Source organism: Caballeronia udeis (genome assembly GCF_001544555.2).
Classification (GTDB): Bacteria; Pseudomonadota; Gammaproteobacteria; order Burkholderiales; family Burkholderiaceae; genus Caballeronia; species Caballeronia udeis.
Genome location: NZ_FCOK02000128.1, coordinates 1 through 15,344 on the forward strand (window position 1 = coordinate 1; position 15,344 = coordinate 15,344).

Annotated in this window: 12 protein-coding genes; 3 read left to right on the forward strand and 9 right to left on the reverse strand. The window is 59.8% G+C overall.

What is annotated here, in order from left to right; all coding sequences use genetic code 11:
• A partial coding sequence (locus AWB69_RS43310; protein ID WP_331712722.1) for an ArsC/Spx/MgsR family protein occupies nt 1-192 on the forward strand: 192 nt, incomplete at its 5' end.
• 161 nt (nt 193-353) lie between these two features.
• On the opposite strand, the gene AWB69_RS43315 is transcribed toward AWB69_RS43310, so the two are convergent.
• From AWB69_RS43315 to AWB69_RS43330, 4 genes are read right to left on the reverse strand one after another with little or no spacing between them, the layout of a single operon-like run.
• Nucleotides 354-1,340, reverse strand: a complete 987-nt coding sequence (locus AWB69_RS43315; RefSeq protein WP_062092914.1) for an ABC transporter permease — start codon at nt 1,338-1,340, stop codon at nt 354-356.
• Nucleotides 1,337-2,317, reverse strand: a complete 981-nt coding sequence (locus AWB69_RS43320; RefSeq protein WP_062092915.1) for an ABC transporter permease — start codon at nt 2,315-2,317, stop codon at nt 1,337-1,339. Before AWB69_RS43320 ends, AWB69_RS43315 begins: the two co-directional genes overlap by 4 nt.
• The gene (locus AWB69_RS43325; protein WP_062092916.1) at nt 2,314-3,864 is read right to left on the reverse strand and encodes a sugar ABC transporter ATP-binding protein; all 1,551 of its coding nucleotides are present in this window, start codon (nt 3,862-3,864) and stop codon (nt 2,314-2,316) included. The genes AWB69_RS43320 and AWB69_RS43325 overlap by 4 nt, the downstream gene beginning before the upstream one ends.
• Nucleotides 3,865-3,900: 36 nt before the next feature.
• Nucleotides 3,901-5,028: a sugar ABC transporter substrate-binding protein gene (locus tag AWB69_RS43330; RefSeq protein WP_062092917.1), complete on the reverse strand. Its 1,128-nt coding sequence runs from the start codon at nt 5,026-5,028 to the stop codon at nt 3,901-3,903.
• Between the two features lie 412 nt (nt 5,029-5,440).
• Between AWB69_RS43330 and AWB69_RS43335 the strand changes: the two genes are divergently transcribed.
• Complete coding sequence (locus tag AWB69_RS43335; RefSeq protein ID WP_062092918.1) at nt 5,441-6,169, forward strand: FadR/GntR family transcriptional regulator; 729 nt, start codon at nt 5,441-5,443, stop codon at nt 6,167-6,169.
• A gap of 484 nt (nt 6,170-6,653) precedes the next feature.
• On the opposite strand, the gene AWB69_RS43340 is transcribed toward AWB69_RS43335, so the two are convergent.
• From AWB69_RS43340 to AWB69_RS47365, 5 genes are all read right to left on the reverse strand, one after another.
• The gene (locus AWB69_RS43340) at nt 6,654-7,088 is read right to left on the reverse strand and encodes a 4-hydroxylaminobenzoate lyase (RefSeq protein ID WP_063978051.1); all 435 of its coding nucleotides are present in this window, start codon (nt 7,086-7,088) and stop codon (nt 6,654-6,656) included.
• A gap of 438 nt (nt 7,089-7,526) precedes the next feature.
• Nucleotides 7,527-9,809, reverse strand: a complete 2,283-nt coding sequence (locus AWB69_RS43345) for an FdhF/YdeP family oxidoreductase (protein WP_062092919.1) — start codon at nt 9,807-9,809, stop codon at nt 7,527-7,529.
• Nucleotides 9,810-9,882: 73 nt separating this feature from the next.
• Nucleotides 9,883-11,280, reverse strand: coding sequence for an MFS transporter (locus AWB69_RS43350; RefSeq protein WP_062092920.1), 1,398 nt, complete (start codon nt 11,278-11,280; stop codon nt 9,883-9,885).
• A 659-nt stretch (nt 11,281-11,939) separates the two neighbouring features.
• A complete protein-coding gene (locus AWB69_RS43355) occupies nt 11,940-12,779 on the reverse strand; it encodes an alpha/beta fold hydrolase (protein WP_062092921.1) in 840 nt (279 codons plus the stop codon).
• Nucleotides 12,780-13,062: 283 nt separating this feature from the next.
• Nucleotides 13,063-13,644 carry a cupin domain-containing protein gene (locus AWB69_RS47365; RefSeq protein ID WP_197500476.1) on the reverse strand — a complete coding sequence of 194 codons (582 nt, stop codon included), beginning with the start codon at nt 13,642-13,644 and terminating at the stop codon, nt 13,063-13,065.
• 198 nt (nt 13,645-13,842) lie between these two features.
• On the opposite strand from AWB69_RS47365, the gene AWB69_RS43360 reads away from it, so the two are divergent.
• On the forward strand, nt 13,843-14,781 hold the full coding sequence (locus AWB69_RS43360) for a LysR family transcriptional regulator (RefSeq protein ID WP_062092922.1): 939 nt from the start codon (nt 13,843-13,845) through the stop codon (nt 14,779-14,781).
• Nucleotides 14,782-15,344 lie beyond the last annotated feature (563 nt).

A 15,344-nucleotide genomic window follows, 5' to 3' on the forward strand; every position in this document is an offset into this window, starting at 1 on the left:
TTGATCGCCCGCGCCGGTCTCACGGTACGCGCTGCGCTGCGTGAAAAAGGCACGCCTTACGCCGATCTAGGCCTAGGCGATACATCAGTTGACGATGAGCAATTGCTCGACGCGATGCTGGAACATCCGATCCTCATCAATCGCCCGCTGGTCGTCACACCGCTGTTTAGCCGGATTGCTTCAGCGCCCTAGTCGCGACCGTCTGCCAGGACTTTACTGGTTCCGACGGCGTCGTTCGGTTAGTTGCCGTCACTCGAGGACGCTGCTCTAAACGTTGACAAGCGCGGTCGTTGGTCGATAAAAAATACTCGCCCTCGCCAGCGACGCGAACAGCAAACAATAACCGCCTTTTTCTACACTTCCCGCTTGCTGCGCCCATACAGCAGCAGCATCGCTGCGATCACCACGCCGTAGATGATCTGGCGCCCCGCCTCCGGCATCTGCGCGACGGAGAGGATCGACTGCAGGAGCGTGATGAGGATCGCGCCGGCCACTGTGCCGAGGTACGAGCCCCGGCCGCCTAGAATCGACGTGCCGCCGAGCACGACCGCAGCGATCGCCGGCAACAGGTAAGCGTCACCCATCGACTGCGCCGCTTTCGACGCATAACCTGCGAGCAGCACGCCGCCGAACGCTGCGAACGCGCCGCACACGGCGAAAGCGGCCACTGTCACGAGCCGCGTATTGATGCCGGAAAGGTACGCCGCGCGTTCGGTGTTGCCGATCGCGTACAGCGTGCGGCCGAAGGTCGTGCGCGACAGCAGGAACATCGTGGCGCCGCCGATCAGCACCCACAGCGCGACGGCATTCGGCACACCCGGTACGAGCCAGCCCGCCGCGAGCCATCGCATCACGTGTGGCGCGGAATCCTGCGGCGACGATCCCCCCGTATAGGCGATCATGACGCCCTGCGCGACCGCATTGGTCGCGAGCGTCGCGATCATCGAAGGAATGCGCAGGAGCGCGACGAGGATACCGTTGACGATGCCGATCAGCACGCCGCAACCGATCCCGACAGGAATCGCGAGGATGTCCCCGAGTTCGCCGTGCCCCGCGACGGCGCACGCCATCATCGCGCCGACCGTGATCGTCCACGGCAGCGACAGGTCGATGTGGCCGAGCAGTATTACCATCATCAGGCCGGTCGCGATGATGCCAAGGAACGCGCCAACCTTCAACTGCAGCAGGATGTATTCCGGTGACATGAAGTTCCGCGAATACATGCCGCCGACGAGCAGCAGCGCGACGATGCATGCGAACGCAATAACAATCGGCCGGTCGATTTTGCGCGTGAGCCTCGACAAGAACGTGGTCCGGCTGGTTGCGGAAACGTCGCTCATTGGAACCACTCCAGACGGTTGCGCACCCTGAACAGCCCGCACGCGCCGATCGCGACAGCGAGCAGAAGGATCACACCCTGGAACAGCGGCTGCCACAGCGCATCGACGTTGAACACGAACAGCAGGTCGCCGATGGAACGGAATGCGAATGCGCCGAAGATCGCACCGATCGCGCTGCCCTTTCCGCCGAGCAGTGACACGCCGCCGATCACCACGGCGGCGATCGAAAACAGCGTATATGAGTTGGCGCTGCCTAGGCTCGCTTCTCCCGTGTCCGTGAAGAACGTCAGAAACAAGCCACCGATCGCAGCGAGCAGGCCGGCCAGCGTATAGCTCGCGAACTTCGCGCGGCGGATCGGCATGCCGGACAGAAAGGCCGCAGATTCGGACGAGCCGGTCGCGTATGCCGCGCGCCCGACCACCGAACGTTTGAATGGAATCCAGACGATCGCCACAGCCGCGAGCAGAATAAGCAAGCTCGCCGGCACGACGCCGGCGACTTTACCGGTCAATGCGTCGGCGAGGTCCTCGTTGATCGATCCGCCGGGAACCGGTCGCAGCAGCAGCGCCAGGCCATAATAGACGGCGGCCGTTGCGATCGTCGTCACGATCGGCTGCAGACGGCCGTAAATAATGATGATGCCGTTGAGCGCACCGCACAGCGCGCCGGCCGCGAGCACACCAACGATGCCGAGCGCGCTGTGCAGCGCGTCGCCCGTCACAATCCACGATCCAACGCAATTCGTCAGCACGAGCATCATGCCGATCGACAGGTCGATGCCCGCCGTCAGCACGACGAGCGCCTGACCCATCGATACCAGCGCGAGCAGTACCGCCTTGTTCGCTGCCGTCTGAAACACGTTCGCCGACAACGTCGACGGATAGTTGAAGAGGTAAATCGCGAACATCAGCATGAACAGGCCGAAGGCGAACGCCGCCCCGCGATTTTCCGCATACCAGTAACGCAGCCCGCTCATAGCGCGACTCCCGGGGAAGGAGAGATCTGTCCGACGGGCAAATCCAGTGCACTTGCAATCAGGTTTTGCTCGGTGATCTCCGACCCGGCCAGTTCCTTCTTGATCCGGCCTTCGTACAGCACGAGCACGCGGTCGCAGCAGCCGATGAGCTCGTCATAGTCGGTGGAATAAAAAACGATCGCGGCACCTGCGTCGGCAAGGCGCCTGAGCAACTGGTAGATCTCCTGCTTGGTGCCGACGTCGATGCCGCGCGTCGGGTCGCTGAGGAGCAGGATTCTCGGCTGCCGGATCAGCCACTTCGCGATCACTACCTTCTGTTGGTTGCCGCCCGACAGCGAGCCCACGGCCGCGTCGACGCCGAACGACTTGATTGCGAGGAGCCCCATCATCCGGTCGACGAACGACTGCTGACGGTCTCGATCGATCACGCCTGCGGTGGACATGCGATCCAGAGCCGCGAAGGACAGGTTTTCGCGCACCGACATCGGCAGCATCAGGCCTTCGGTCTTGCGATCTTCCGGAATCAGCGCCATACCGATTTCGTTGGCGCGCGCGATCACGGGGCTCGCGATCGACACGACCTTACCGTCGACCTCGATCTTCCCCGTGCAACCGCGCAACACGCCGAACAACGCGAGCAGCAGTTCGCGCTGGCCTTGCCCGTCGAGGCCGCCCAGCCCGAGGATTTCACCGGGCTTCAACGAAAAGCTGACGCCCTGCAGCGTGTCGTTCCAAGCGAGATCGCGACAGGCGAGAACCGGTTCAGCGGCGAGGCGGCGCTCGGGCTTATCCGGAAAGGCGTGCTGGTACTTGCGGCCAATCATCATTTCGACTACCTCATTGTCGGAGCGCGTGCCCGCCTCGAAGCTCATCACATGACGACCGTTGCGGTAGACCGTGCATTCGTCCGCGAGCGCCTTCACCTCGTGCATCCGGTGTGAGATGAAGAGCAGTGCGAGCCCCTCTTCGCGCAGGCGTTTGAGCACCTCAATGACGCGCGCCACGTCGGCCGCGGTCAGCGCCGACGTGGCCTCGTCGAGAATCAGGATGCGCGGCTCGCGCGCAAGCCCCTTTGCAAGCTCAACCATCTGCTGGCGCGACAGCGGCAGATCGCGGACTTTCGCGAGCGGATTGATGTCGGCCGCGCCCGCTCTGGCGAGCGCCGCCTCGGCCTGCCGGCGCTGGGCCCGGCGGTCGATCATGCCGAAGCGTCGCGGCGGGTTCGAAGCGAAGATGTTGTCCGCCACGCTCAAGTCTGGGATCAGCGACAGCTCCTGATACACGCAGACGATGCCGGCCGCGTTCGCCTCGGCAGGCGACGCGAACGCGACTTGAAGACCATCGAGGTGCATCGTTCCTTCGTCCGGCTGCACCACGCCGGACATCACCTTCAGCAGCGTGGACTTCCCCGCGCCGTTCTCGCCGAGGATCGCGTGGATGCGTCCCCTGCGCACTGCCAGATCCGCTTGATCCAGCGCGACGGCACCCCCGTAGCTCTTGGACACGCCAGACATCTGAAAGAACGACTGCTCGTTGTCCTGCCGCATGCTTGGTCTCCCGTCACGTCGCCGGCCATTACCCGATCACTGGTTGCCCTGGCTCTGCGTCATGATTTCCTGCGCGGAGAAATTGATGCCGCAAGTCGGAAACGAGTTGCCGACGAAGAAGTTGTCGGACTCGTTCGGGAAATAGTTGACGCCCGCCTTAAGCTTCGCATCGTCGGTGACGTCGAGCGGCAGCTTGATCGCGACCGGGATCGTCTGGCCGTCCAGCGCAGCAAGCGCCGTCTTGATCGCCACCGCCACTTGCGCGGGACCGCTGCCCGCCGACGTGCACTTCAAGCCTTGGCTCCCATATTGCGCACAGAACTTGCGAAAGCCGTTCTCCGTTTCGCCGCCGAACGGCACGAAAGGATGTTTCGCGTCGAGCATCGCGCGCACGACACCCGTGTCACCGCCCTGCGCCGACACTCCATCGAAATGGCCCTGCACGGCAATCGCATCGGCGACGGCCTTCTGCGCGACTCCGTCGTCCCACTTGCCATAGACCTGGACAATGTTCCACTTCTTGCCGGTCGCGTTCAACGTGTTCTGGAAACCGTTGTGCCGGTCAGTGTCGACCGACGTGCCCGCCACCCCGCGGACCTCGAGCGCCTTGCCTCCGTTCGGCAGGTGGCTCGCGAGCCAGTTGGCCCACAACACGCCGAGCCCGTACTGGTCGACGTCGACGTTGATCGCGTCTTCGCTGTCGAGCGTGTTGTCGAACGCGACCAGCACGACGCCGGCTTTCTTCGCGCGGCGGATCGCGGGTCCGAATGAGGCGGGATTCTGCGCGTCGACGATGATCGCGTCATAACCGGCATCGATGAAGTTGTTGACGGCCGAAATCTGCGCCGGTACGTCCTCGCCGGTCGAGACGACCTTGAATTCCTTGAGCTTGGCGGCGACGGCCGGTTGCGCCGTATAGGCCTTCGCCGTCTTGATCATCTGGATCCGCCAGGTGTTCGCGATATAGCCGTTCACGAGCGCGATCCGGTAGGGCCCGCTCTTCTTCGGATACTTGACGAATTTCGTGTCGCTCTTCCATGGGACCATGCACGTGGGATCGCTGGGCGGTCCGGAAACGATCGATGCCTGCGCGAAAGCCCCGCTCGCACACAGCGTCAATGCCGCGGTCGCCGCCGCTCGAAGCACTTGGATTCCTGAAAGCATGTTGTCTCCTATTTGATGGATTGAACTCACCGGTTGCCCGCGCACATCGCTTGTCATGAAATACCGACACGGTGTGCGTAACGCAGGGAATCTTACGAATGTGCTACAGCGGGACTGAATGGGACTCGCCGAACTAGCGGCATGGCCACTTCAAAGGCTCCCTCAGAAACGAGACCGAGGGCATACGCAGGCGCCTCCCCGTCTGACAGTACTGGCATACCAATCCGCCCGCGATAGTGGTTTACCAGTGCGAAAAGTGCACTGCGCGATCGGGCTTAAACCACGCCACTTCTTTGCTGGATGGGCGAAAATAGACCTGCGGCGGGCAGGCGCGGCGTTACACGAAATTGGTGTACCATTCCGGCGAACTTCAGCCGCCGCCGGGCGGCTTCAACGATTTCGAGAATCCTGGATGTCCGATCTTTCGCACACGCCAACCGGCCGAGCCGCCGATGCGGACGCGGCCGACCGTACCTATGTCGGGCTGGCGAAACAGATCTACGACCTGATCGCGGCTGGCCGCGTCGGGCCTCGTGCCCGCCTGCCTTCCGAGCGCACGCTCGCCGAACGTTTCGGCGTAAGCCGCACGCTGGTGCGGGAGGCGATCATCGCGTTGGAAATGCAGGGCGTCGTCGAGGTGCGTGTAGGGTCGGGCATCTATGTGGCCGAAGCACCCGAGGCGCGCTCGGTCACATTCGAACTCCCGCGTGGGCCAGGCCCGATCGAGACTTTGCGTGCGCGGGCTGTGATCGAAAGCGGAATCGCGGCGCTCGCCGCAACCGAACGCAAGGATTCGGACCTCGACCTGCTTTTCGCTGCATTGCGCGCAATGCGCGAAAACATGGATGACAAGGCCGCGAACGAGGCCGCTGACCGCGAGTTCCATCTGGCGATTGCGCGGGCGACGGGAAACGAAGTACTCCGGCTCGTGGTGACCGCGATGTGGGACAACTCCCGCGCCGACCCGTTGTGGAAAAAGATTGAAGAACACTTCCATACGCCCGCGTTGCGGGCGGCTTCACAGGAAGACCATCAGCGGATCTTTTCGGCCATCGTGGCGCGCGACGCGGCCGCTGCGCGCTCGGCGATGCAGGCGCATCTCGCGCGCGTGATCGGCGAATTCACGAAGGCCTGGCGTTAGCCCAACTTTCACTATTCGTAATTCTCGCGCAGACTTGCGTAGAGGAGATTGGCGATGCCCGGTCGGTGATTTTCGGTGGTGGCTGCGCAGGCAATTTGAGGCTTAACTGATCGAGCAGCGGGTGGTGTTCGGGTTCCGGCTGTGTATAGCGGACAGGATCAGATGACGTGTGTCCGTGGGGGGTACCCGTGCCGCTCCTACCGATATTCGTCGACTCCTGCGAGCACTGGCACGTTTCGATATAGCAATTTCAGGCACACGTTCTATACATGATCTGTTCGATTGACTCGTTGGTGACGCGAGCGCACGTCGTTCCGTTGGGAGCCGAACGCTCGATAAAAAAACTTGTAGTCGGCAAAGTAGGCTTGATGGCCGCGAGACGCTCATCGTTAGACCTCTGAGCGTCGACCTACCAGAAAGTATGAGGCAATGAAAAATATTCTCGACTCCGAACGAAAATTCGTTAATCCGTATTAAGTTAAATTCACTGGCCAAGCAGTGATGGAGGGGGCGCTTTGTATTCAATCTTGCCGTCGGGAAGAAAGAACAACATCAACGCCCTCCCTTGCACTGTTGGAAAGTGCTCACTGAGCGGCGGATAGACCACCCACCCGGCGCCAGCACCGCAAAAATTCGCACCGGACTCGAATGGAATGACCATGTCAATCTCCCCAGTCGTGTGGCAGTGGTACTGTCCTTTTACGTCGCGCAACAGGCCGCTCTCGACACTCATGCCGGCTGTGTCAAAGCCGGGTTCCGAAATACGGCCGCGCCGGTATTCGGCCCCTTCGATCTCCACGTAGGCAGCCCAGCCCTCCTCCACACCACGCTGCATCAGACTGGACAATTTCTCGAAGCTTTCTGTGCCGACTCCATGGTGTTTGTTCAGATACGTGGCCAGCTTATCGTCAAGAGGCATTCCACGAATGGCGCCATGGCCTGAATCGACTCTCGTACCAGGGTGCCTTCGGGATTCGAACGAAAATGTACGTCAGCTGCCGGCAACGCCCTTAATGGGAAAGGATAAGGTTCTTCCCGCGAAACGGTAATCAAGACGCCGTTTACGCGCGAACGATAAGCCTTTGATTCCATTGATTGTGCACGTCGAAGTCGCAGCAAATGCGTTGGTCGCCGGAGAGTGCACACCTTCTGCTTCAGGTGCGAATCCGTGTCATCGACGGCCGTCTTCGCCAGGACTTCGAACGGTGATACCCCGGCTTTACCGCCAACGACGCAACCCTCCAACTCAGCGCCTGACCCCACCAAATAGAACACTTTCGTGTTCGTTCCCGACCTCTTGTGGGTCTGTAAGGTGGACGCACGCGCCCAGCCTACAGACCAGCACTCTCTGCCAAAATCAGGCCGCCACTGAGCGGACCACACGAACTGGCGTGGACTTGTAGGACGGCGTGCCGCTTTCCTTGTCAATGTAGTCGAGCGGCACCAGAACGTTTGCTTCCGGGTAATAAGCGCCCACCGAACCTGGCGCGATGTCGTAGGCGATCGCCGTGATCTTCTCCAGGCGAAGTTGCCGGCCGGACAAGGGCACGGCCGTCTCGATGTCGACCAGCAGATCCCCATGTTCGAGTCCGCATGCGGCAAGATCGGCCTCGTTCATGAACAGCACGTCACGCCGGCCGAACACACCTCGGTAACGATCGTCCAGTGCATAGATAGTCGTGTTGTACTGGTCGTGGCTGCGCAGCGTCACGAGGCGCAGTACGTCCTCGCCATCCACGTCCGCGTCTTCCTTCACACCGTGGTACACCGAGAACATCGCCTTGCCGGTCGGCGTCGGGAAAACGCGCTCGGTGGGCGGCAGCGGCATGCGGAAGCCGCCCGGCACGCGGATGCGTGCGTTGTAGTTCTCGAAGCCCGGAATCGTCTTTTCGATCAGGTCGCGGATCTTGTCGTAATCGGCGACCAGCTCCATCCAGTTGACCTTGCTGTCCGGGAGCGTCGCATTGGCGATGCCGGCCACAATTGCGGGCTCGGAGCGCAGGAACTCGGACGCGGGTGTGAGCTTGCCGGCCGACGCATGGACCATCGACATCGAATCCTCGACGGTGATCGACTGACCCATGCCATTCTGCACGTCGAGTTCGGTGCGGCCAATCACCGGCAGAATGTACGTTTCCTTGGCGACCAGCAGGTGCGAGCGGTTGAGCTTGGTGCCGAGATGCACACTCAGATCGAGCGCCTTCATCGCCGGAAAGCATTGGTCCGAATCCGGCAGCGCGACCGCGAAGTTGCCCCCAAGGCACAGCAGCGCCTTCGACTTGCCCGCAATCATCGCCTCCATGGTCGCGACTGCGTCGCGGCCATGCTCCGCGGGTGGCTTGAAGCCGAATACCTCCTCGATCTTCGCGAGAAATTCCGCCGAAGGTTTCTCGGTGATGCCGACCGTGCGGTTGCCTTGCACGTTCGAGTGGCCGCGCAGCGGGCAGATACCGCCGCCTTCGCGGCCCATGTTGCCGCGCATCAGCAGCAGGTCGCAGATCAGGCGCACGTTCGCGGTGCCCTTGTTATGCTGCGTGATGCCCATTCCGTAAGTGATGATCGTCGACTTCGCTTGCGCGTACGCGTTGGCGACGTCCTCGAGCTCCTCGCGGGTCAGGCCGCTTTCCGCTTCGATGTCTTGCCAGGAAGTGGCCTCGATATCCGCGACGAGTGCATCAAAGCCTTCCGTGTAGGTGTCGATGAACTCGCTGTCGAGCACGTCACCGCGCTCGGCGTCAAGTGCGAGTACCGCCTTGATAATGCCCTTGAGCGCGGCCGCGTCGCCGCCAGCTCGCACCTGATGATAGGTTGACGCGATGCGAGTGGAGCCGAACGTCGCCATCTGTAGCATGGACTGCGGATCCTGGAAGCGTTCCAGCGCGCGTTCGCGAAGCGGATTGAACACAATGATCGGGACGCCGCGACGCGAAGCTTCCCACAGCGTGCCCATCATCCGTGGGTGGTTGGTGCCCGGGTTGTGGCCGATCGAGATGATCAGGTCGGTCTTCTCGAAGTCGTCGAGCGACACGGTGCCCTTGCCGATACCGATCGACTGTGGCAAGCCGACGCTGGTCGGTTCGTGGCACATGTTCGAGCAATCGGGGAAATTGTTCGTGCCAAATTCCCGTGCGAACAGCTGATAGAGGTATGCGGCCTCGTTCGAGGCCCGGCCGGACGTATAGAAGTCGACCTGGTCGGGCGGCAATCCGCGCAGGATTTCACCGATCCTGCCGAACGCCTCCTCCCATTCGACGGCCCGGAACGTGTCCGTTGCACGGTCATAGACCAGCGGATGCGTGAGCCGTCCCATATCCTCCAGTTCGAAATCCGATCGTTCCAGCAGCGACGACACCGTGTTGGCCGCGAAGAACTCTGGGCGCACCCGCTTGGTCGTTGCTTCCCAGGTGACCGCTTTGGCACCGTTTTCGCAAAACTGGAAGGTGGACTTGTGCTCCTTGTCGGGCCATGCGCACCCGGGGCAGTCAAAACCGTCAGGCTGATTGGTCCGCAGCAACGTGAATGGAGCCTTGATGGTCTCCATTTGCAGCCGGATGGCTTGCGATGTCGCTTTGAGCGCTCCCCAACCACCAGCTGGCTGGTCATACTCCCGGATACCGGGCACTTCGCGTCGATTACTCATGTGTGACTCCATGAACTGCCCCAGAAACCTGGAGCAAGAAAGGATTCCGCGATACGAGATCTGAGAAATTCGATCACCCTCCATCGAACAAAGTGGGTTTGGACATGCTAACAAAGCGGTAGACTAGAAAACTGACCGTACCAAAAGCCAGTGTGAAAGTCGCAAACGCCAGCGACAACCGAACGGTCCAGTCCTGCACCGTGTGGAGAATGATCCCCATCAGTGCCACTCCCACCAAACCGCCGATTTGACGGTTTGCGTTGAGAGCCGCTGCGGCGCTGCTCGCATAGGCGCGTCCGGCAATCTGCATCGCCAGAGTAGTCATGGCCGGTATAGCAACAGCGACAAACAGTGACATGATAGTCACGCACAGCATCAGCAGCGGATACGGCATGTACAGTTGAGCAACCGTCACTATCAGTGTCATTAGCGCTGCGGCCCCTGAGCAAGCGAGCATAACCTTTTGCATTCCGAAACGACCTGAACAGCGGGCAGAGCAAAGGTTTCCCACTGTAATTCCGACCATCATGGGCAGGAGCTGGATGCCAGCCTTCAAAGCGTCCGCCCCGCGCTCCTGCTGTAGATACAGGCTCACCAGGAAGATCAACCCGAACATGCCAAAGTTGAAAAGAAAGCCAACGATATTGATTGCGGTAAAGCTGGAGGTCACGAACAATGCGCGCGGCAGCAGAGGATGGGCACCCTTACGTTCCTGCTGCATAAGCGCTATCGTTGTCAAAACGGTGATAACCGCAGCGAATATCTCGGGCACAGAAAGCCAGCCAAGGTTCGGCCCTTCGATCAGGAAGAAACTCAAAGCGCCCAGGATGAGCACGCCGAGCCCGTGGCTGATCAGCGAGAGCGGACGTTCGTGCCTGGGCGTGGCAGGGATTAAGAGTTGAGTCATTGCGACACCGAGCACGCCAATCGGCAAGTTGATCAAGAATACGCTTCGCCAGCCGAATTGATGAATCAGCACACCGCCGATCAGCGGCCCGACAGCCGTTGACACACCGACCATAGCTGACCAGATAGCAAACATTTTTACACGCGTTCGTTCATCCTCAAACGTATGGGTGAGTAAGCTGAGCGAACTCGGCATGAACATCGCCGCACCAACACCCTGTAGCAATCGTGCGCTGATAAGAACATGGCCACTCGGCGCGGTTCCGCATAAAGCTGAACTTACCAAAAAGACCGTCAGCCCCGCCTGATAGACACCTTTTGGTCCGAAGCGGTCAGCCAGAGCGCCTCCAGCCAGCAGCAGAGCGGCGAAGGTTAGGGTGTAACCATCGATCACCCACACCAAGCCAGTCAATGGGACCGATAGATTGCGAGAGATGTCGGGCAGAGCGACGTTGACTGCGGTTACATCGATCATCGCCATCACGAAACCGATTGCCAGTGTCAATAGAACCAAAAGGCTACCCTCCTCTTTCGGGGCTAACGGCTTATCAATCGCAGCATTCATTGCTTCGGCTCCATCTAGAATAGCTATCGTCTCTTCAGCCTTGTGCGTCCGCGAGGAAACCGATTTCTCTCGAATCGCGCGGAAGACGTTCAAGGTCAGAAACTAGGCTGAGTGATTTTGATCGGGTCGGTGCGAGTTCGTGCGCCGGTTGGTTGGCAGCTCAACGTGCATAGATGTTGCCACCATGGGGCTACATGATCTCGCCGGCTGGATGACAGTCGTGCACATAGAGAGGCTCGTTCGCCCGTCATACATAGGCTGTCTTGCGCGACGGACGCCGCACGACGATTGCCAGAGGCAATTCATCAAGAGCGGAGCGCGCCGTCGAACATGGGTGCGCCACTTGCGGATACTTCCTTTGCTGCCTCGCCTTGCATGACGCCTGGTGCACGGCCAGTCGGTTGTTCTTGAGGTTCACGATATCCACAGTGGTCCAATTCGCCGGCAGACTCACGCCAATGAACCGGGAATGGGGCAGCAGGTAACTGCCATTGGCGACGGTAAGTCCTTTCTTATAGTGGACGCATCCCAGATGAGAGCGATGGAAAACTCTGCGAAGCGGTTCGAGGAGTACGTGTCTCTGATGGCCTCCGCAAATAGGCAGCGCTCAGTGCTGCCATCCGTCGTGAAAAGGAGGCTTCCGAACTCGCAGCCTCACATTACGGGCGTTCTTCTGCGAAATGTGCTCGTAGCGCCTGCGTGAAAGCCGTTGGATTAAGCAAGGCCGGATAATGTCCTCCAGTGCGCAACCGATACTGCGGGCTGCCGTCGTAACGTTCGCGAACACTGACGCGGGTCGATTCGTCGACGACAGGATCGTCTTCGGTGTCAAGAATGGCAACGTGTGACGGGAGCAATGGCATCAGTCCGACTTGGGTTGCTCCCAACGCGGCCAGCAGGGTAGCCTTGGCCATCTCCGCTGTCTGCTCGCGTCCCACGAGGGCGAGCATGGTTCTCTTGAAGTCCGCCTCCTCGATCGTTTCCTCGCGCAGTCCTCCCAACTGCCTCAGCGTGTTCTGCAAATGCTTCGACGCAGGAGTATTGAGGAGCTCGTCGTACGGTATCTTGCTCCGTAGAAAGGTGCCGTTGAGGAAGCTGTTGCAGACCATGCAGCGCCGAACCCGCTCGGGTGTCTTATGTACGAAAAGCTGCGCGAGATAGCCGCCCACAGAACTACCGCAAACATCCAGTTCGCCAATGCCCATATGGGATAACGCCGCCCCCAGTCCGGACGTGAGCGCTTCGACGTCGGGCAGAGCAGGATAGGCAACGGTGACCACGCGTCGCGACGTTCGAATACCCTCGACGGCTCGGTAGAACACGTCACCTGTTCCGCCGGCACCCGGAAGCATGACGATGGGCGTCCGTTTGCTGCCAGGATCTGTGTCACGAAAGGACCAGGTTCCACCCTCGGTCTCAACCTTTCTCGCTGGATATTGATCCTGGAACCGCCGAAGCGGAGTATCGGACTGCTTATTGCTGAGCGTTTCGGTTGTCATTGTCAATCCTTAGTGTTCGAGTACCGATCGGGCGACATCCTTGTCAAGTCGAACCAGGTCACCATGTTCGTTTATGCCAATGCCGAACTCAGGGTCAAGTTCGCGGACCTGTGGAGATAAGCTGTTCAATCGGCGTATCCGGAAATAGTAGAGAGTGGCGCGGCTCGAGATTTCCTTGATGTCACCAAAACGAGCGCCATCGGAGGCGCCCGCTCTTCGATATTGGAGACTACGGCACCCGGAGTCCCAGGGCACTGATGTAGCTCAGTCACCACCTCAAGGTCTATGTCGAGACGTTCCTGAAGATTGTTATTGGCCTATGGACGAAACGCCGTTGGCTTTGTCGATAATTGCTTGCGCCTGGAGTGAACTCGGCCTTCGGAGCATTGCCTGCAACTATGAAGAGCAACAGGTATTGCTGGTCCGGCTCATCGTTCGTCAGGTCTACAAAATTGCGTGCTAACCCAGGCGGAAAGGAAACGACGTCGTATGGCCCAACCTCGACACATTCGTATGCTTCGCCTTCGTTCCATCCACAACGCCAACGCCCCGTTATCGGAGTGAACGTTTCATTCGTATCGTGGTTGTGCATGAGGGGACCGCAGCCAGGTTTGCAACGTGCCAAACCCAGATTGAAATCTTCCGAGATCGGAATCGCCGCTTTTTTTGACGCGTCCGCGCCCATGGGCGACACGTACCGTTGATCTGACTCTTGTGGCTGAAACCCGATGACGTTCATGATTTCACGCTCACATCCAGGCGGATAGCTGTCTGGGAATCCGCCAAGTGAGCCTTTCAGTTCGCTAAATTTGGCGATTCGCACCCTCATTTCATCTGGTGTCCAAATCCTAACAACTGGAATCATATCCGTCTCCGGTTTAAGTAATTGCCAATCGAGGAATATGCTACGGCCTGTAGTCGAGGCACGGCAATAATGTGGGATTGATGATCGGCATCGACGTCGTGAATGATGACCTCTGCACGCGGCGGCTGGGGGCGTTACTTTATCGGTTGTCAGCTATATTGATTGATGGATGTTTTGAAGCCCAGATCGGGAGGCCCTATGGATTACAATGGTTTGGATCTCAACCTGTTGGTCTGTCTCCGCGCGTTGTTGACCGAGCGGCACGTGACTCGTGCGGCCGAAAAGCTTGGCATCAGTCAACCGGCCATGAGTGCGTCGTTGGCACGCTTACGCGCGTTGCTTGGAGACCAGCTTCTCGTTCGATCTCCAAGGGGACTGGCGCTGACGTCTCGCGCTGAAACGCTGCTTGATCGGCTTGACGAAGTCATGAGACTGGTTTCGGAGATGATGGCATTGCCCTCCGAATTTGAACCGGAAACGAGCAGAAGAACATTCACGCTCATCGGAACGGACTTCGTTGAATGGATGCTGCTGCCGCCTTTGATGGCCGTATTGAACTCTGAGGCGCCTCGCGTCCAGATCGCTTTCAACGCACCGGATCCAAAGCTTATTGAGCCTTCGTTGGCGACCGGCGCACTCGACCTTGCCATTGGTTACCTCGCCGAGCCTCCAGCCAGCCTTGTGCGGATCCGGCTCTTCGAGGAGCCGCTGGTGTGCATTGCTAGAGAAGGGCACCCTGCCCTTGCTGAGGGAATGTCGCTTGAATCCTTTGTCGGACTGCCACATGTTCAGGCTCTGATGCGGGACGGTAAGATGTATGCCGACGCGGTCGACGCGGCTGTCGCAAGGCATGGCTTGGCGCGGCGGATCGCGATCTGGGAGCCAAGCTTCCTCGCGATCCCTTCGGTGGTGGCCCACACGGACCTGATCGGAACGGTTCCGAAACACGTCGCAGAGGAAGCCGCCAGAGGTCTACGCCTTACCGTGCACGAATTGCCGGTCTCCGTACCAGCCTTGGACTATGCAATGTACTGGCATGAACGCAGCCGCTACGATGCTGGCCACCGATGGCTAAGAGAAAAGATTCAGTCGATTTTCAGAGAGACTGCGGCGCAAAGCGGGCGTGATATGCGATAGCCGGCTTCTTACGTCGCCGCTGCGTTAGCAACTACTCGCTGTTTGGGCAAGTTACTCCGGCTCGGTCGACCAGGTTTTGTAAACCGAGCGATCATTCCGATATCGCTGGCCGCAAAAAAGGCTCCTCAAAGCCTCAGCTTGTCCGCGCCGACTGAATTTTGAGCTACCGCGCCGATCGAGTTTTGAGCCGTGGTGGAGACCGGTCTGAAGCAGGACCGGTTGGGGATAAGTGTCTGGGTTTCGAGAGTGCTTGTCCTCCTTCGTGTGAGGCCTGGCGTTCCTTGCCCCGTGGCAAACCGAACTGGCCGGCGTGGTGGTCGAATTCACGTATTATGGGCGCCTCGGGATTATGCAAGGTTTGTCGTTGTGGGAATTGAAGTGCGCGGCGTAAGTGCCGATACGAACCGCAGTGCACACCACGCCGCGCGACGGGTCCGGATCCGTGAACCTCGCAGCCGTCACCGATCGTACCGGCTCTCCTGGCCGTGCATAATCACAGCCCCTCGAGAAACTGCAACAGGCGGTCTGTCGGGCGGTAGCGGCGTTGCTTGCTCTGGGGCACC